The organism is Enterobacter cloacae complex sp. 677-3DZ2D5B, from assembly GCF_004136695.1.
Classification (GTDB): Bacteria; Pseudomonadota; Gammaproteobacteria; order Enterobacterales; family Enterobacteriaceae; genus Enterobacter; species Enterobacter hormaechei_C.
On the sequence record NZ_QFLS01000017.1, the window covers coordinates 55,640 to 74,441 of the forward strand.

Here is an 18,802-nt window from a genome sequence, read left to right on the forward strand (position 1 = left end):
TAAGGGTTTTGACCAGATACGTAAATCTATGAGCCCCGTCGCGGTTAACATCCTCAGAAAAACCCTACAATTTCAGGCAGTACATATTGGCTAAGGAGCAGTGATATGCGTGTTAATGGTTTAACCCCGCAAGATCTCAAGGCTTATGGTATTCACGACGTCCAGGAAGTGGTCTACAACCCCGATTACGATACGCTGTATCAGGAAGAGCTCAATCCGGCACTGGAAGGATACGAGCGTGGTGTGTTGACGAACCTGGGTGCTATCGCCGTCGATACGGGTATTTTTACCGGTCGTTCGCCGAAAGATAAGTATATCGTCCGAGATGACACCACCCGCGATACGCTGTGGTGGGCTGATAAGGGCAAAGGGAAGAACGATAACAAACCGCTCTCCCCGGAAACCTGGCAGCATCTGAAAGGACTTGTCACCCATCAGCTTTCCGGCAAGCGTCTGTTTATTATTGATGCGTTCTGCGGCGCTAACGCCGACACCCGTCTCTCCGTACGATTTATCACCGAAGTGGCCTGGCAGGCGCATTTTGTGAAGAACATGTTCATTCGTCCAACCGATGAAGAACTGCAAGACTTCACCCCTGACTTTATCGTGATGAACGGCGCGAAATGCACCAACCCGCAGTGGAAAGAGCAGGGTCTGAACTCCGAAAACTTCATCGCCTTCAACCTGACCGAGCGTATCCAGCTGATCGGCGGTACCTGGTACGGCGGCGAAATGAAGAAAGGGATGTTCTCGGTCATGAACTACCTGCTGCCGTTGCGCGGTATCGCCTCCATGCACTGCTCGGCGAACGTCGGGGAAAAAGGCGATGTAGCAGTGTTCTTCGGCCTTTCCGGCACCGGTAAAACAACGCTGTCCACCGATCCAAAACGTCGTCTGATTGGCGACGATGAACATGGCTGGGATGATGACGGCGTGTTTAACTTTGAAGGCGGCTGCTACGCGAAGACCATTCGCCTGTCGGAAGAGGCAGAGCCGGATATCTACCACGCGATTCGCCGCGATGCGCTGCTGGAAAACGTCACCGTGCGTGCCGATGGCTCTATCGACTTCGACGATGCCTCGAAAACGGAAAACACCCGCGTCTCTTACCCGATCTACCACATCGAGAACATCGTCAAGCCGGTATCGAAGGCGGGTCACGCCACGAAGGTGATTTTCCTGACCGCGGATGCATTCGGCGTGCTGCCACCGGTTTCCCGCCTGACCGCCAGCCAGACGCAGTACCATTTCCTCTCCGGCTTTACCGCTAAACTGGCGGGTACCGAGCGCGGTGTGACCGAGCCAACCCCAACCTTCTCCGCCTGCTTCGGCGCGGCGTTCCTGTCGCTGCACCCAACGCAGTACGCGGAAGTGCTGGTGAAACGCATGCAGGCATCCGGCGCCCAGGCATACCTGGTAAACACCGGCTGGAACGGTACGGGCAAACGTATCTCCATCAAAGATACACGCGCCATCATCGACGCGATTCTGGATGGTTCGCTGGATAACGCCGAGACCTTTACGCTGCCGATGTTCGATCTGGCGATCCCAACAGCGCTGCCGGGCGTGGATACGCGTATCCTGGATCCGCGTAACACCTACGGTTCACCGGAACAGTGGCGTGAGAAGGCTGAATCGCTGGCGAAACTGTTTATCGAAAACTTCGAGAAGTATACCGACACCCCGGCGGGTGCTGCGCTGGTGAGTGCGGGACCGAAGCTGTAGGTAAAAGCAAAAAGGCAACGAAAGTTGCCTTTTTTAATGTTTTTTCCCTCTCCCCGTGGGAGAGGGCCGGGGTGAGGGCATCAGGCCCCACCCTTTTTTAACTCTCTTTCACCTGACCCCGTAAAACCGGCACCGGTAACCACGCACGAATGCTCAAACCACCCCGCTCGCTGGTGCCAATTTCCAGCAGTCCGTTATGGTTATCAACAATACGCTGCACAATCGCCAGGCCTAAGCCGGTTCCGCTGGTGCTGCGCGCGCTGTCGCCGCGCACAAATGGCTGGAACAGGTGCTTACGCTGCTCAGGCTTGATGCCCGGGCCATCGTCTTCCACCTGGAACCAGGCGCGGTTGAGTTCCGTACCGCTGCTGACTTTGATCCAGCCGTTGCCGTAGCGCGCCGCGTTGACCACCATATTCGCCACCGCGCGTTTAATGGAGAGCGGGTGCATACGTACCTGAATCTCACCTGCCTGAAGGTCGGTCGCAATTTCACGTTCGTAGCCGCTTTCGGCAGCAACCACTTCGCCCAGAACCGCATTCAGATCCGCCATCTCCATCGGCATCTCCTGCCCGGTGCGCAGGTAGTCGATAAACTGCTCGATGATGGCGTTACACTCTTCGATATCCTTGTTGATGGACTCTGCAAGATAACCATCCTGCTCGCCCATCATCTCCGTCGCCAGCCGGATACGCGTCAGGGGCGTGCGAAGGTCATGGCTGACCCCCGCCATCAGCAGCGTACGGTCGTCCGCCAGCTGTTTAACGCCTGCCGCCATGTGGTTAAACGCACGCGTTACCGAGCGCACTTCCGATGCGCCATACTCGCGCAGCGGCGGTGGGATAATACCTTTACCGACTTGTAATGCCGCATGCTCCAGGTCGACCAGCGGTCGGTTCTGGATACGAATAAACAGCCATGCGCCGCCGATGGCCAGCAGCATGATCGCCAGGGTGTATCGGAACAGCGGTGAGAAGTCGCCCTGATGAATCTCGGTGAGCGGAACACGCACCCAGATGTTGGGTGACAGCCAGGTTTTCAGCCAGACAACCGGCGAGCTTTTATTGACCTCAACGCGCACTTCCGTCGGGCCGCCAAGCTGCTGCGCCATCTGCTGGCTGAGGAATTCATAGTGCTGCGCCCAGCGCAGGCCGGCATCTTCCGCCGCTTCGTTCGAGTAGAGAGAAATGCCCAGCTCACGGTAGATTTCCCGACGGAACGCCGGGGGAACAACCAACTGCGTGCCGTCCTCCAGTTGCAGTTTGTCGGTCATCAGCATACGCACTTCGTATGCCAGCACCTTATTAAACTGCTGAAGGCTCGGCAGGATTGCAAAGTTCAGCACCACCAGGTAGGTCGTCACCAGACTGACAAACAGCAGGGTGACGATCAATAACAGCGTGCGGGCAAACGAACTTCGCGGCGAGAAGCGCATTCGCCTCATGCTTTAGAGCCGTCCGGGACAAACACGTAGCCCAGACCCCAAACGGTCTGAATATAACGAGGATGCGCCGGATCTTCTTCCACCATGCGACGCAGACGAGAGATCTGCACGTCGATAGAACGCTCCATCGCGGAGTATTCACGACCACGCGCCAGGTTCATCAGCTTGTCACGGGAGAGCGGCTCACGCGGGTGGCTGACCAGCGCTTTCAGCACCGCGAACTCACCGCTGGTGAGCGGCATTGGCTCATCTTCACGGAACATCTCACGGGTGCCGAGGTTCAGCTTGAACTTACCGAATGCAATGACGGCCTCTTCCTGAGATGGCGCGCCCGGCAGTTCGTTCGCCTGACGACGCAGCACGGCGCGAATACGCGCCAGCAGTTCACGCGGGTTAAACGGCTTTGGAATGTAGTCATCAGCGCCAATCTCAAGGCCGACAATACGGTCGACTTCTTCACCCTTCGCCGTCACCATGATGATCGGCATCGGGTTGCTCTGGCTGCGCAGACGGCGGCAAATAGAGAGCCCGTCTTCGCCAGGCAGCATCAGGTCCAACACCATCAGGTGGAAAGATTCACGCGTCAGCAGACGATCCATCTGTTCCGCGTTCGCGACGCTACGAACCTGGAAGCCCTGCTCGGTCAGATAACGTTCCAGCAGCGCACGCAGGCGCATGTCGTCATCTACGACCAGAATTTTGTAGTTCTCTTGCATTGTGTGTACTCCCAAAGGTTCGGATAAGCCTGGAACAGCGTATTCTAAAAAAGTGCACGGGTTCGACCAGCAAATTCTGGTATAAATTCTAGACGAAATTGTTACAAAGCATATTTAACAGCAGCTTATCTGTTCATTTCATCACATAAATCATTATTAATCTTGTCTGTTACACTGTGCGCTACGTATTGTGCGCAAAGACAGTTAACCGGCATTAAAGGCTGCACCATGAAAACGCCTCTGATCACCCGCGAAGGGTACGAGAAACTCAAAAAAGAGATGGATTACCTGTGGCGCGAAGAGCGTCCGGAAGTGACCAAAAAAGTCACCTGGGCCGCAAGCCTGGGCGACCGCAGCGAGAATGCGGACTATCAGTACAATAAAAAGCGACTGCGCGAAATCGATCGCCGGGTACGCTACCTGACGAAGTGTCTCGAGAATCTCAAAATTGTCGATTACTCCCCGCAGCAGGAAGGTAAAGTGTTCTTCGGCGCGTGGGTCGAAATTGAAAACGACAACGGCGATACCCTGCGTTTTCGTATCGTCGGCTATGATGAAATTTTCGGTCGTAAGGATTACATTTCTATCGATTCACCCATGGCCCGCGCCCTGCTGAAAAAAGAGGTGGGCGATTTAGCCGTTGTCCAGACGCCCGCAGGTGAAGCAAGCTGGTACGTCAACGAAATCGTGTATGTTAAATAGTCCGAGAGCGCCCTCCCCGGCTGGCATTTTTTGGTGTCAGCCCGTATAACTATCCCCCTGATTTTCGATCCACAAGATGAACTGACCATGATGAAAGAGTCGCTCTGCCGCATTATTGCGGGTGAACTTCAGGCCAGAGCCGAACAGGTAGAAGCTGCCGTTCGCCTGCTTGATGAAGGGAACACCGTGCCGTTTATTGCACGTTATCGTAAGGAAGTCACCGGCGGTCTGGATGACACGCAGCTGCGAAACCTGGAGACCCGTCTGGGCTATCTGCGCGAGCTGGAAGACCGACGTCAGGCGATCCTCAAATCTATCGGCGAGCAGGGCAAGCTGACCAGTGACCTGGAAAAAGCCATTAACGGTACCCTGAGTAAAACCGAACTCGAAGACCTCTATCTGCCGTATAAACCGAAGCGCCGCACGCGCGGGCAGATTGCGATCGAAGCCGGCCTTGAGCCGCTGGCCGATCTGCTGTGGAACGAGCCGTCTCACGATCCGGAAACCGAAGCCGCCAAGTTTATCGACGCCGATAAAGGCGTAGCAGACACCAAAGCCGCGCTGGACGGTGCTCGCTATATTCTGATGGAGCGCTTCGCCGAAGACGCGGCGCTGCTGGCCAAAGTGCGTGATTACCTGTGGAAGAACGCGCATATCGTCTCCACCGTGGTGTCCGGCAAAGAGGAAGAAGGCGCGAAATTCCGCGACTATTTCGATCACCACGAACCCATTTCTACCGCGCCGTCTCACCGCGCGCTGGCGATGTTCCGCGGCCGTAACGAAGGCGTGCTGCAACTCTCCCTGAATGCCGATCCGCAGTTTGACGAGCGGCCTAAAGAGAGCCACTGCGAGCAGATCATTATGGATCATCTGGGCCTGCGCCTGAACAACGCCCCGGCGGACAGCTGGCGCAAAGGCGTGGTGAGCTGGACCTGGCGCATTAAGGTGCTGATGCACCTCGAAACCGAGCTGATGGGCACCGTGCGCGAGCGCGCCGAAGACGAAGCGATCAACGTCTTCGCCCGTAACCTGCACGACCTGCTGATGGCTGCGCCAGCTGGCCTGCGCGCCACCATGGGTCTCGATCCGGGTCTGCGTACCGGCGTGAAGGTGGCCGTGGTTGACGGCACCGGCAAGCTCGTTGCCACCGACACCATTTACCCGCACACCGGTCAGGCAGCGAAAGCGGCTGTCGTCGTCGCCGCGCTGTGCGAGAAGTACAACGTTGAGCTGGTTGCCATCGGTAACGGTACGGCGTCCCGCGAAACCGAACGTTTCTATCTCGACGTGCAGAAGCAGTTCCCGAAAGTGACGGCGCAGAAAGTGATCGTCAGCGAAGCGGGGGCATCAGTCTACTCCGCCTCTGAGCTGGCAGCGCAGGAGTTCCCGGATCTGGACGTTTCCCTGCGCGGCGCGGTCTCTATCGCCCGTCGTTTGCAGGATCCGCTGGCGGAGCTGGTGAAGATCGACCCGAAATCCATCGGTGTGGGCCAGTATCAGCACGACGTGAGCCAGACGCAGCTGGCGCGCAAGCTGGATGCGGTAGTGGAAGACTGTGTTAACGCCGTCGGCGTGGACCTGAACACCGCTTCCGTTCCCCTGCTGACCCGCGTGGCGGGCCTGACCCGTATGATGGCACAGAATATCGTCGCCTGGCGTGATGAGAACGGTCAGTTCCAGAACCGCCAGCAGCTGCTGAAGGTGAGCCGTCTGGGGCCGAAAGCATTTGAGCAGTGCGCGGGCTTCCTGCGCATCAACCACGGCGATAACCCGCTGGATGCCTCTACCGTTCACCCGGAAGCGTACCCTGTTGTTGAGCGCATCCTGGCCGCGACTCAGCAGGCGCTTAAAGACCTGATGGGCGACAGCAGCGCGCTGCGTAACCTGAAAGCGGTGGATTTCACCGACGAACAGTTCGGTGTGCCGACGGTCACTGACATCATCAAAGAGCTGGAAAAACCGGGCCGCGATCCGCGTCCTGAGTTTAAAACCGCGACCTTTGCTGACGGCGTGGAAACCATGAACGACCTGCTGCCGGGCATGGTGCTGGAGGGGGCGGTAACCAACGTCACCAACTTTGGCGCGTTTGTGGATATCGGCGTGCATCAGGACGGTCTGGTGCATATCTCTTCCCTCGCCGACAAGTTCGTTGAAGATCCGCATACCGTGGTCAAAGCGGGCGACATCGTGAAGGTGAAAGTGCTGGAAGTGGATCTCCAGCGCAAGCGTATTGCCCTGACCATGCGTCTGGACGAGCAGCCGGGCGACATTAACGCGCGCCGTGGCGGTAATGGCGGTGGCCGTGAACAGCAGCGTCCGGCAGCGAAAGCCGCGAAGCCACGCGGACGTGACGCACAGCCAGCAGGCAACAGCGCGATGATGGATGCGCTGGCAGCGGCGATGGGTAAGAAACGCTAATACTGTAAATGCCCGGTGGCGCGACGCTTACCGGGCCTACGGTTTTGTAGGCCGGGCAAACGCAGTGCCGCCCGGCAAGCAGGCCGCAGGGAATTAAAATAAATAAGTTGTATCCATATTTAAACCACGAATTATCACCTCATTAACAAATAGCCTTCTTTTTATTTTCACCTCAATTTCGCAAATATTGAGCAAGGTCAAGCAGACCGCAAATTAATACGATTAACAACATCCCGTCACATTTTTATTATTGCTGATAAAAACTATTCTCATTATCATCGCAGTGTAGATTATTTAACCTCTCGTGGAATCAGGCGCTATGCAATTCACTCCAGACAGTGCGTGGAAAATTATCGGTTTTACCCGTGAGATAAGCCCGGCCTATCGGCAGAAGCTGCTGTCCCTGGGCATGCTACCCGGCTCATCGTTCCAGGTGGTGCGCGTTGCGCCGTTGGGCGATCCTGTTCATATCGAAACCCGACGCGTTAATCTGGTTCTGCGTAAAAAAGACCTCGCATTAATTGAAGTTGAATCTTTATCCCGTTAACAAGCCAGCGGTTTCAGTGAGTCTATTACAATGAAAAAATTAACTATTGGCTTAATTGGCAATCCTAATTCCGGCAAGACAACCTTATTTAATCAGTTAACCGGCGCACGCCAGCGTGTGGGAAATTGGGCAGGCGTGACGGTTGAACGCAAAGAGGGCCAGTTCACTACAACAGATAATCAGGTCACGCTGGTTGATTTACCGGGGACCTATTCACTCACCACGATTTCATCCCAGACCTCACTCGATGAGCAAATTGCCTGCCACTATATTCTGAGCGGCGACGCGGATCTGCTCATCAATGTGGTGGATGCCTCCAATCTCGAACGAAATCTGTACCTCACGCTACAGCTGCTGGAGCTGGGTATTCCCTGCATCGTGGCGCTTAACATGCTCGACATCGCCGAGAAGCAAAAGCTGCGCATCGACGTCGATGCCCTCTCCGCACGCCTGGGCTGCCCGGTGGTTCCGCTGGTTTCTACCCGCGCACGCGGCATTGACGCCCTGAAGCTGGCGATTGACCGCCACACGGGCAATGCCGACGTCGAACTGGTCCACTACGCCCAGCCGCTGCTGCGCGAAGCCGGGCAACTGGCGCAGGAGATGGACAACAGCATGCCCGCCAGACAACGTCTGTGGCTTGGCCTGCAAATGCTGGAAGGCGATATCTACAGCCGCGCCTACGCAGGCGATGCGGCGGATAAGCTGGGCGTCGCGCAGGCTCGCCTGAGCGACGAGCTGGACGATCCCGCTCTGCATATTGCGGATGCGCGCTATCAGGCCATCGCCGCTATCTGTGACGTGGTCAGCAATGCATTAACCGCTGAACCCAGCCGCTTCACCGCCGCCGTGGATAAGATTGTGCTCAACCGCTTCCTCGGTTTGCCGATCTTTTTACTGGTGATGTACGTGATGTTCCTGCTCGCCATTAACATCGGCGGTGCATTACAACCTATCTTTGATGGCGGCTCTGTCGCTATCTTCGTACACGGTATTCAGTGGCTGGGCTACACCCTCCACTTTCCGGAATGGTTGACCATCTTCCTTGCGCAGGGGATCGGCGGCGGGATCAACACCGTCCTGCCGCTGGTGCCGCAGATCGGCATGATGTACCTGTTCCTCTCCTTCCTTGAGGATTCCGGCTACATGGCGCGCGCGGCCTTCGTAATGGACCGCCTGATGCAGGCGCTGGGGCTGCCGGGTAAATCCTTCGTGCCGCTGATTGTCGGTTTTGGCTGTAACGTGCCGTCAGTCATGGGCGCGCGTACGCTGGATGCCCCGCGCGAACGCCTGATGACCATCATGATGGCGCCGTTCATGTCCTGTGGCGCGCGTCTGGCGATCTTCGCGGTCTTTGCCGCGGCGTTCTTTGGTCAGGAAGGGGCGCTGGCCGTCTTCTCCCTGTATGTGCTGGGTATCGTGATGGCTATTCTCACCGGCCTGATGCTGAAGCACACCATCATGCGTGGCGAAGCGTCGCCGTTCGTGATGGAACTGCCGGTTTATCACGTTCCGCATCTGAAAAGCCTGATTATTCAGACATGGCAGCGCCTGAAGGGCTTCGTTCTGCGCGCCGGTAAGGTGATCGTGGTGGTCAGCATTTTCCTGAGCGCCCTGAACAGCTTCACCCTGAGCGGCCAGGCCGCGGACAACATTAATGACTCTGCCCTGGCCTCCGTCAGCCGGATCATTACGCCGGTCTTCAAACCGATTGGCGTTCAGGAAGACAACTGGCAGGCAACCGTGGGCCTGTTCACCGGCGCGATGGCAAAAGAGGTAGTTGTCGGTACCCTGAACACGCTTTACACCGCGGAAAACATCCAGGAAGAGGAGTTTAATCCGGCAGCGTTCAACCTCGGCGATGAACTGCTTGGCGCGGTGGAAGAGACCTGGCAGAGCCTCAAAGACACCTTCAGCCTGAGCGTACTGGCGAACCCGATTGAAGCCAGCAAAGGCGACGGCGAAATGGCGACCGGAGCAATGGGCGTGATGGGCCAGAAATTTGGCAGCGCGTCGGCGGCCTACAGCTACCTGATCTTCGTCCTGCTCTATATTCCATGCATCTCGGTCATGGGCGCCATTGCCCGTGAGTCCAGCCGCGGCTGGATGGGCTTCTCCATTCTGTGGGGGCTGAACATTGCCTACTCGCTGGCGACCGTGTTTTATCAGGCCGTCAATTACAGCCAGCATCCGCGCTACAGCCTGGTCTGTATCCTCGCGGTGATCCTGTTTAACGTAATTGTGATGGGCCTGCTGCGCCGGGCGCGTAGCCGCGTTGACGTTAACCTGCTGGCAACGCGCAAAACCCCAACGACCTGCTGTAACAGCCCAGCAGGCGACTGTCACTGAGGGGAAAAAGATGGCATCGTTGATTCAGGTTCGTGACTTACTGGCGTTACAGGGACGAATGGAGGCGAAGCAGCTCAGCCTCAGCCTGCATACGCCGCAGCCGATGATCGATGCCATGCTGGAAAGGCTGGAGGCGATGGGGAAAGCCGTGCGCATTCAGGAAGAGCCGGACGGTTGTCTGTCCGGCAGTTGTAAGAGTTGTCCTGAAGGCAAAGCCTGTCTCAGGGAGTGGTGGACGCTTCGCTGATAAAACCGGACAGCGCCGAACAAAACTCAGCAGGATGAGAGATGAACGGCGCATGTGCCGCTTTGGCAACCACCATTGATTTACTCTCCGGCCACAGCGCATCCAGCAGCGGAACCACCTTGCGCGGAACCAGTCCATCCAGATAGCCATAAATACGCAGATGCGGCACCGTTAACGACGCCAGCGGCTCGCGCAGATCGGCCGTTTTCAGGATCTCCAGTCCACCGTTCAGCACCTCAACCTCCGGCATCGGCAGAGAAAGCACCGTCTGCTTCAACGTCCGTGCGTCCTGACGGGCGGTTTCTGTTCCCATGGTTTGTAGCGCCAGAAAACGCTCCACCGTCCGCTGGAAGTCTTCGCTCAGCTGATGCTGGAACCCGGCCAGCACCTCGGGTTTAATGCCCGGCCACGCCTCGCGGGCGCTGAAACAGGGTGATGAGGCAACGGTGATCAGCGCCTGGACCCGCTCAGGATGGCGCAGCGCAATCTGGCTTACCACCAGCCCGCCCAGGCTCCAGCCGAGCCAGACGGCTTTTTGCGGCGCCGCTTCCAGAACCTGCTCCGCCATGTCGTCGAGCGTCATCGCGCCGTAGCCGCGGCTGCGGCCATAGCCCGGTAGATCTACCAGGTGTACCGTGAATTGCGAGGCCAGTTCCTCACTTATGCAACGCCACACTTCGGCGTTCAGTCCCCATCCGTGCAGCAGCACAAGATGACAATTTCCCGTCCCAACGGTCTGCCACCACAGCGTCTTCATCAGTTAACGTTCTCTTTTTTCACATGGAGGTTGCGTATGCTAACAGTGCCCGGCTTGTGCTGGCTATGCCGAATGCCACTTGCCTTGAGCGCGTGGGGCGTCTGTTCCGTTTGCACGCGAGCGCTGGGTTACCTGAAGGGCTGTCCGCAATGCGGCTTGCCTGCCGTCAGCCAGACGCTTCCCTGCGGCCGATGCCTGAAAAAAGCGCCGCCGTGGAGCGCGCTGGTGGCGGTGGATGATTATGTATTGCCGCTGAGTCGTCTGGTTCATCAGTTCAAATTTTCCAGCCAGATCGCGCTGGCGCAGCCGCTGGCACGCCTGTTATTACTGGCGGTATTGCAGGCGCGAAGAACACGTGGGCTAGCGCCGGTCGACACGCTCGTGAACGTGCCACTGTTTCAGCGCCGCCACTGGCGGCGGGGATACAATCAGAGCGACCTGCTGTGCCGTCCGCTCGCCCGCTGGCTGGGTTGCCGGTACCCCGCCTCTGCGCTGAAACGTACTCATGCCACTGCCGTTCAGCACCGGCTCAACGCCCGGTCGCGCAAAAGGAACCTGAAAAACGCCTTTCGCCTTGAATTGCCGGTCAACGGTCTCCATATCGCGATTGTGGATGATGTCGTCACCACGGGCAGTACCGTGGCTGAACTTTCCCGACTGCTTTTGCAAAGCGGCGCCGCGTCAGTTCAGGTATGGTGTCTGTGCCGTACCTTGTAGCCCTTCTTCAATGGGCGTATGATTATACCCAGGTAATTTAGTCAACTATTAGGCCAAAGCTATGATCCGTATTTCCGATTCTGCACAAGCGCACTTTGCCAAACTGCTGGCAAATCAGGAAGAAGGGACGCAGATCCGCGTGTTTGTGATCAATCCAGGCACTCCGAATGCAGAATGTGGTGTCTCTTATTGTCCTCCGGATGCCGTGGAAGCAACTGACACTGCCCTTAAATTTGAACAGCTCACCGCGTACGTTGATGAGCTGAGCGCGCCGTATCTTGAAGATGCGGAGATTGATTTCGTCACCGACCAGCTGGGTTCTCAGCTGACGCTGAAGGCACCGAACGCGAAAATGCGTAAAGTCTCTGACGATGCCCCGCTGATGGAGCGTGTGGAATATCTGCTGCAATCGCAGATCAACCCGCAGCTGGCCGGCCACGGGGGACGTGTTTCCCTGATGGAAATCACCGAAGATGGTCTGGCAATCCTGCAATTCGGCGGCGGCTGTAACGGCTGCTCCATGGTCGATGTCACCCTGAAAGAAGGGATCGAGAAGCAGCTGCTGAACGAATTCCCGGAACTGAAAGGCGTGCGCGATCTGACAGAGCACCAGCGCGGCGAGCACTCCTACTACTGATTCAGTGCCCGTCTGTATTGCCCGGTGGCGCTGCGCTTACCGGGCCTACATTTTCTTGCCTCCCCCTCTATATGTTGACCTGCGTCTCATAATTCAAATTTTGCCTCCCTGGGTGATTCTCAATCACATCATGTTACCCGTATCATTCTCGTGGGCACTCAACACCCTTATAACAGCCGACTAAACTTAACGTTTTCGCAGGCATCAGTATGAGTGCCGTTAACACTCTGTTCCCAGTTGGGACAACCGGAATTTGTCGTTGAAACAATGACGTTACCCATAACAATTCAAAGGCCAGGTCAATCATGCCATTAGTCATCGTCGCTATCGGTGTTGTGTTATTACTGCTCTTGATGATCCGCTTCAAAATGAACGGATTTATCGCTCTGGTTCTGGTGGCACTTGCAGTCGGTCTGATGCAGGGAATGCCGCTGGTTAAAGTTATCAGCTCCATTAAAGCCGGTGTCGGCGGTACGCTCGGCAGCCTGGCGCTGATCATGGGCTTCGGCGCCATGCTCGGTAAAATGCTCGCGGACTGCGGTGGCGCGCAGCGTATTGCCACTACCCTTATCGATAAATTTGGCAAGCAGCACATCCAGTGGGCGGTGGTGTTAACCGGTTTTACCGTCGGTTTCGCACTGTTCTATGAAGTGGGCTTCGTCCTGATGCTGCCGCTGGTGTTCACCATCGCCGCTGCCGCCAACATCCCGCTGCTGTTCGTGGGCGTGCCGATGGCTGCGGCGCTGTCCGTCACCCACGGTTTCCTGCCGCCGCACCCGGGTCCAACGGCTATCGCCACCATCTTCCACGCCGATATGGGTAAAACCCTGCTGTTCGGTACGATTCTGGCGATCCCGACGGTGATTCTGGCAGGCCCGGTGTATGCGCGCTTCCTGAAAGGCATCGATAAGCCTATCCCGGAAGGGCTGTACAGCGCCAAAACCTTTACTGAAGAAGAGATGCCAGGCTTTGGCGTCAGCGTCTGGACCTCACTGGTACCGGTGATCCTGATGGCGATGCGTGCCATAGCAGAGATGGTTCTGCCGAAAGGTCACGCGTTCCTGTCCGTTGCGGAGTTCCTGGGCGACCCGGTAATGGCAACGCTGATTGCGGTATTGATTGCGATGTTTACCTTCGGTCTTAACCGCGGTCGCTCCATGGATCAGATCAACGACACGCTGACCTCTTCCATCAAAATCATCGCCATGATGCTGCTGATCATCGGCGGCGGCGGCGCGTTCAAGCAGGTGCTGGTCGACAGCGGCGTGGATAAATACATCGCTGCCATGATGCATGAAACCAACGTATCGCCGCTGCTGATGGCGTGGTCTATCGCCGCCGTTCTGCGTATTGCGCTGGGCTCTGCGACCGTTGCGGCGATTACCGCAGGCGGCATCGTGGCACCGCTGATTGCCACGACGGGCGTCAGCCCTGAACTGATGGTTATCGCGGTCGGTTCGGGCAGCGTGATTTTCTCCCACGTGAACGATCCGGGCTTCTGGCTGTTCAAGGAGTACTTCAACCTGACCATCGGTGAAACCATCAAGTCCTGGTCCGCGCTGGAAACCATTATTTCGGTGTGCGGTCTGGTTGGTGTGCTGCTGTTGAATATGGTGGTTTGATGTAAAAAAGCCGGGTAGCGCTGACGCTTACCCGGCCTACATTCTATTCCCTCTCCCTCTGGGAGAGGGTTAGGGTGAGGGTGAAACTACCGCTTATTACCCACCGCTCTTCTGCGCTTGTCCAAATCCTTAATCAACCTGTTCACCCCGTCATCGGCAAACATCGCCTCAAGCGTGGTGGACAGTTTGCGTCGCCAGTTTTTGTATTGATAGCTGGTGCCGGGGATGTTTACCGGCTCCGCCATATCAATCCAGTCTTCCGGTTGCAGACCGAGCAATGCGCTGTTGCTGTCGGCAATATAGCGCTGTAAGCCACGATTAAGCGTTGGCGTCATCGACATCAGCGACGCCTTATGCCCGGCGCGCTTCGGCAGACAGCCATGCTTATGCAGCGCGTCCAGCAGCCCCTGTTTCGCCAGCTCGCGATCCTGATACAACCCGCGCAGCACCTCTTCATCCGGGTAGAGACCTAACGTTTTGCCGAGCGTCAGGTCGCCGCTTTCCCAGTAGCCTCTGAGCGTAGGAAGATCATGCGTCGTCGCGACTGCCATTGACTGTTCAGGGTACGCTTTCGGCGCGCGGAAGGTTTTCTCATGGTCGTTTTCAAAATACAGCACTTTGTAGGAGTAGACGCCGCTGTCGCGGAGCTTACTGACAATTTCCACCGGCACGGTTCCGAGATCTTCGCCAATCACCATGCACTGATGACGTTTACTCTCCAGCGCGAGGATTGAGAGCAAATCGTCCACCGGATATTGCACGTACGCCCCGTGGTCAGCCGTTTCACCGTACGGGATCCACCACAGGCGCAGCACGGACATCACGTGGTCGATACGCAACGCGCCGCAGTTCTGCATGTTAGCGCGCAGCAGGTCGATAAACGGCTCGTAGGCACGCGCCGCCATCACGTGCGGATCCATTGGCGGTAAGCCCCAGTTCTGACCAAGCGGGCCCAGAATATCCGGCGGCGCACCCACCGAAGCTTTCAGGCAGTAAAGCTCGCGGTCACACCAGGTTTCCGCCCCGCCTTCCGCCACGCCGACGGCCAGATCGCGATACAGCCCGATCGGCATGTTATAGCCCTGGCTCACCTGCCAGCAGGCGGCAAACTGGCTGTACGCCAGCCACTGCAACCAGAGATAGAAATCCACCTCGTCGGCATGCGTCTCACAGAACGCCTTCACTTCCGGGGTATCCACGGACTGATAGTCTTCCGGCCACACCGGCCAGCCCCAGCGCATCTCATCCTCCTGGACCTGATACGCATGCAGCGCATCAAACGCTGCCTGCCAGTAAAGGCTCTCACCTTCCTGCATCACAAACTGGCGGAAGGCTGCCATCTGCTCGTCGTCACGCTTCGCAAAGCCCTTCCATGCCAGACGCAGCGCCGCCATTTTCAGCGCGGTCACGGAGGCATAATCGACCCAGTCCGCATCGCGGGCCTGTTTCAGCATCTGTTGGGTGGTCTCAAGCTTCCACCACGCCTGCGCCTCTTTGCTGTTTTTGAAATCGTCTAACGCGTTAACGTCGATATAAATCACGTTCAGCCAACGACGGGACGACGGGCTGTACGGGCTGGCGCTTTCCGGGTTGGCCGGATAGAGGGCGTGGATCGGGTTGAGGCCGATGAACGCGCCGCCGCGCTCGCCCACGGATGCCAGCATCTTTTTCAGGTCGCCAAAATCGCCAATGCCCCAGTTGCTGTCCGAACGCAGGGTATAGAGCTGCACGCAGGCGCCCCACAGCTTTTTGCCTTCAAGCAGCGCCTGCGGCTCATAGCAACGCTTTGGCGCCACGATCACCCGACAGTGAAAACGCTGGTCGTCCCGGGTAAGCGTAAGCGTGTGGTAGCCCTCCGGCAGCTTCGCCGGAAGGTTAAGGGTTTTGCCGCCTGTGGCATGGCCTTTGTGCTGATGCCCCTCTTCGGTGGTGAGCAGCCAGCTGAACTCGCCGCGCCCTTCCACCGCCAGCGGCATCTTTTTGCCCGCGGTAAAGACCTTCACGTTCGGCACCGGCGCACCCGACGCTTTCGCATCGGTTTTGTGCATGGCATCCAGCAAACGTCTTTTGGTGTCCGCACCAATAGACTGCGGTTTGCCGTGCGCATTGATGTAACTGAGGCTAATTCCCGCCGCCTGCGCGGCACTGTCCAGACGTTTACTCTCCATCGCGCTTCCTTAGCGTTTTGCCTGCCAGATACGAGCCTGATAATCACGGATTGAGCGGTCAGAGCTGAACATACCGCAGCGCGCGGTGTTCAGGATACACGCGCGGGTCCAGGCATCCTGGTCGCGATACAGCACGTCGACCTGCTTCTGCGCTTCAACATAAGCCGAGAAGTCAGCCATCACCAGGTACGGGTCGCCGCCCTGTTTGTCCATGCTGTGCAGCATCTGGTCAAACGCGTGCTTGTCGCCGTCGCTGTACTTCCCGCTTTCCAGCTCTTTGAGCACCGCATCCAGCACTTTGTCTTTTTTACGCCATTTCACCGGGTCGTACCCTTTGGCTTTGATGGCTTTCACTTCTTCAACAGTATGGCCGAAGATAAAGATGTTCTCTTCGCCGACCTTCTCGGCAATTTCGACGTTCGCACCGTCCAGCGTGCCGACGGTCAGCGCACCGTTCAGGGCCAGCTTCATGTTGCCGGTACCGGACGCTTCTTTACCGGCGGTAGAGATCTGCTCGGAAATATCCGCCGCCGGGATCAGCATTTCAGCCGCAGAAACGCAGTAGTCCGGCAGGAACACCACCTTCAGCTTGTCGCCCACTTTCGGATCGTTGTTGATCGCCGCCGCCACTTTATTAATGGCGAGGATAATGTTTTTCGCCAGGTAGTAGCCCGGCGCCGCTTTCGCACCGAACAGGAACACGCGCGGAACGCGGTCGGCCTGTGGATTCTCGCGGATCTCTTTATACAGCGCCAGAATGTGCAGCAGGTTCAGGTGCTGACGTTTGTACTCGTGCAGACGTTTGATCTGGATATCGAAAATCGCATTCGGGTTGATCTCAATTCCGGTGCGCATTTTCACGAACTCAGCCAGACGAACCTTGTTCTCCAGCTTAATGGCGCGGTACTGCTCGCGGAACTTCGCGTTGTCGGCCTGTTTTTCCAGGTTGATGAGCTGGTCCAGGTCGTTGGCCCACTCTTTCTTCAGGGTCTTGTCCAGCAGGCCAGCCAGCAGCGGGTTGCACTGCTTGATCCAGCGACGCGGCGTAATGCCGTTGGTCACGTTGTGGAATTTGGTCGGCCACAGCTGGTGGTATTCCGGGAACAGATCTTTGACCACCAGATCCGAGTGCAGCGCCGCCACGCCGTTCACCGCAAAGCCGCTGACCACGCACATGTTCGCCATGCGTACCTGCTTATCGTGAACCACCGCCAGCTTCGCCCAGACGGCTTTGTCACCCGGCCAGGTTTTCTCCACCAGCGTTTTGAACTGGTCGTTAATCTTATTGATGATCTGCATATGGCGCGGCAGCAGCGTTTTCACTAGCTTCTCATCCCAGCACTCCAGCGCTTCCGGCATCAGGGTGTGGTTGGTGTAGGCGAAGGTGCGGCTGGTGATGGCCCAGGCGTCGTCCCAGCTCAGCTGATGCTCGTCGATCAGCACGCGCAGCAGTTCCGGGATGGCAATGGTCGGATGCGTGTCGTTAAGCTGAATAACTTCGAAGTCCGGCAGTTGAGCCAGCTTGCGGCCCGCCAGGTGGTGTCGACGCAGAATGTCCGCCACGGAGCAGGCGCACTGGAAGTACTGCTGCATCAGACGCAGCTTTTTACCCGCCAGATGATTATCGTTTGGATAGAGGACTTTGGTCAGCTTCTCGGCGTCGATCCCCTGCTGCTCGGCGCGCAGGAAGTCACCGTCGTTGAATTTGGTCAGGTTAAACGGATGCGCGTGCTTCGCCTGCCACAGACGCAGCGGCTGCGCCACGCCGTTACGGTAGCCGAGTACCGGCAGGTCCCAGGCTTCACCGGTAATGGTGAACGCCGGTTCCCAGAGTCCCTGCTTCGTGACTTTCCCGCCAATCCCGACCTGCACATCCAGCTGCGCGTTGTGGCGGAACCACGGATAGGTATTGCGGTGCCAGTCGTCCGGCGCTTCCATCTGATGGCCGTCGGCAAATGACTGACGGAACAGGCCGTACTGATAGTTCAGGCCATAGCCAATCGCCGACTGGCCCACCGTTGCCATGGAATCCAGGAAGCAGGCTGCCAGACGTCCCAGACCGCCGTTACCCAGCGCCGGGTCAACCTCTTCTTCCAGCAGATCGGTCAGGTTGATGTCGTGTTCTTTCAGCACGTCACCGACCTCCTGATACCAGCCAAGGTTCAGCAGATTGTTACCCGTCAGACGGCCAATCAGGAACTCCATCGAAATGTAGTTGACGTGACGCTGGCCTTTCACAGGCTTCGCCACAGGCTGAGCGTCCAGCTGTTCTGCGAGCGCCCCGCTCACCGCCTGCCACCACTGGTGAGGCGTCATCTCGTTTGCAGCATGAAGGCCAAAACGCTGCCACTGACGCGTCAGGGCAGCCTGAAATTGAGCTTTGTTGAAAGTAGGCTGTGACATAGGGAATCGGCATCCTGTAGAGAGAAAACACATTTGGCGCTAGTGTGCCTGGCTCATTGCGCCTCTTCCTCCTCCTGTCGGGGATTAGGCAGGGAGGAGTAGCGGGGATGAGCATAAAAGTGTGATCGAGGCCACTGTGTAAGTGTGCGCTTCGCGGAAAAAGCGATCCCGGAAGAACCTCAAAGAAATGAAATGCAGTTTCGGAAGAAATTAATCATCGCTGAAATGATTACTTACGTAGAATAATATTTCCGCGCGTCGGGATTATTCAGCACCACTATTAAGCCCATGCAACTTTCCCCAAAGTTAATTAACTTCACCGCCATTATCTCTTTCTGAAACCAGTTTCA

14 protein-coding genes are annotated in these 18,802 nt (G+C 57.1%); 9 read left to right on the plus strand and 5 right to left on the minus strand.

Going from position 1 to position 18,802, the window contains the following annotated elements; genetic code table 11:
* Positions 1-105: 105 nt before the first annotated feature.
* On the plus strand, positions 106-1,725 hold the full coding sequence (gene pckA, locus DD597_RS21455; protein WP_003861616.1) for a phosphoenolpyruvate carboxykinase (ATP): 1,620 nt from the start codon (positions 106-108) through the stop codon (positions 1,723-1,725).
* Between the two features lie 97 nt (positions 1,726-1,822).
* On the opposite strand, the gene envZ is transcribed toward pckA, so the two are convergent.
* Both envZ and ompR read right to left on the minus strand, forming a co-directional pair.
* Positions 1,823-3,169, minus strand: coding sequence for a two-component system sensor histidine kinase EnvZ (envZ, locus tag DD597_RS21460; RefSeq protein ID WP_003861615.1), 1,347 nt, complete (start codon positions 3,167-3,169; stop codon positions 1,823-1,825).
* Positions 3,166-3,885, minus strand: a complete 720-nt coding sequence (gene ompR, locus DD597_RS21465) for a two-component system response regulator OmpR (protein WP_001157751.1) — start codon at positions 3,883-3,885, stop codon at positions 3,166-3,168. The genes envZ and ompR overlap by 4 nt, the downstream gene beginning before the upstream one ends.
* 228 nt (positions 3,886-4,113) lie before the next feature.
* Here ompR and greB point away from each other — a divergent pair, with 228 nt between their 5' ends.
* The 5 genes from greB (at position 4,114) to feoC (ending at position 10,148) form a co-directional block, all read left to right on the plus strand.
* Complete coding sequence (gene greB, locus DD597_RS21470; protein WP_003861614.1) at positions 4,114-4,587, plus strand: transcription elongation factor GreB; 474 nt, start codon at positions 4,114-4,116, stop codon at positions 4,585-4,587.
* A gap of 87 nt (positions 4,588-4,674) precedes the next feature.
* Positions 4,675-7,005, plus strand: coding sequence for a Tex family protein (locus DD597_RS21475; protein WP_129256585.1), 2,331 nt, complete (start codon positions 4,675-4,677; stop codon positions 7,003-7,005).
* 319 nt (positions 7,006-7,324) lie between these two features.
* Complete coding sequence (feoA, locus tag DD597_RS21480; RefSeq protein ID WP_003861611.1) at positions 7,325-7,552, plus strand: ferrous iron transporter A; 228 nt, start codon at positions 7,325-7,327, stop codon at positions 7,550-7,552.
* A 30-nt stretch (positions 7,553-7,582) separates the two neighbouring features.
* Positions 7,583-9,901, plus strand: a complete 2,319-nt coding sequence (gene feoB, locus DD597_RS21485) for a Fe(2+) transporter permease subunit FeoB (RefSeq protein ID WP_129256571.1) — start codon at positions 7,583-7,585, stop codon at positions 9,899-9,901.
* A 10-nt stretch (positions 9,902-9,911) separates the two neighbouring features.
* On the plus strand, positions 9,912-10,148 hold the full coding sequence (feoC, locus tag DD597_RS21490) for a [Fe-S]-dependent transcriptional repressor FeoC (RefSeq protein WP_017384148.1): 237 nt from the start codon (positions 9,912-9,914) through the stop codon (positions 10,146-10,148).
* Here feoC and bioH read toward each other — a convergent pair.
* Positions 10,123-10,905 carry a pimeloyl-ACP methyl ester esterase BioH gene (gene bioH / locus DD597_RS21495; protein ID WP_045894719.1) on the minus strand — a complete coding sequence of 261 codons (783 nt, stop codon included), beginning with the start codon at positions 10,903-10,905 and terminating at the stop codon, positions 10,123-10,125. The two genes, feoC and bioH, sit on opposite strands and share 26 nt — an antisense overlap.
* Positions 10,906-10,941: 36 nt before the next feature.
* On the opposite strand from bioH, the gene gntX reads away from it, so the two are divergent.
* The 3 genes from gntX to gntT all read left to right on the plus strand — a co-directional run bounded on the left by gntX (position 10,942) and on the right by gntT (position 13,881).
* Positions 10,942-11,622 carry a DNA utilization protein GntX gene (gene gntX / locus DD597_RS21500; protein WP_129256572.1) on the plus strand — a complete coding sequence of 227 codons (681 nt, stop codon included), beginning with the start codon at positions 10,942-10,944 and terminating at the stop codon, positions 11,620-11,622.
* Positions 11,623-11,683: 61 nt separating this feature from the next.
* Positions 11,684-12,259, plus strand: coding sequence for a Fe-S biogenesis protein NfuA (gene nfuA / locus DD597_RS21505; RefSeq protein WP_003861601.1), 576 nt, complete (start codon positions 11,684-11,686; stop codon positions 12,257-12,259).
* 305 nt (positions 12,260-12,564) lie between these two features.
* Positions 12,565-13,881 carry a gluconate transporter gene (gene gntT / locus DD597_RS21510; RefSeq protein WP_003861600.1) on the plus strand — a complete coding sequence of 439 codons (1,317 nt, stop codon included), beginning with the start codon at positions 12,565-12,567 and terminating at the stop codon, positions 13,879-13,881.
* Positions 13,882-13,967: 86 nt separating this feature from the next.
* Here the strand turns inward: gntT and malQ are convergent, their stop codons facing one another.
* Both malQ and malP read right to left on the minus strand, forming a co-directional pair.
* The gene (malQ, locus tag DD597_RS21515) at positions 13,968-16,049 is read right to left on the minus strand and encodes a 4-alpha-glucanotransferase (protein ID WP_110108766.1); all 2,082 of its coding nucleotides are present in this window, start codon (positions 16,047-16,049) and stop codon (positions 13,968-13,970) included.
* 9 nt (positions 16,050-16,058) lie between these two features.
* Entirely contained in the window at positions 16,059-18,452 is a 2,394-nt protein-coding gene (gene malP, locus DD597_RS21520; protein WP_023314963.1) for a maltodextrin phosphorylase, read from the minus strand.
* Positions 18,453-18,802: the final 350 nt, after the last annotated feature.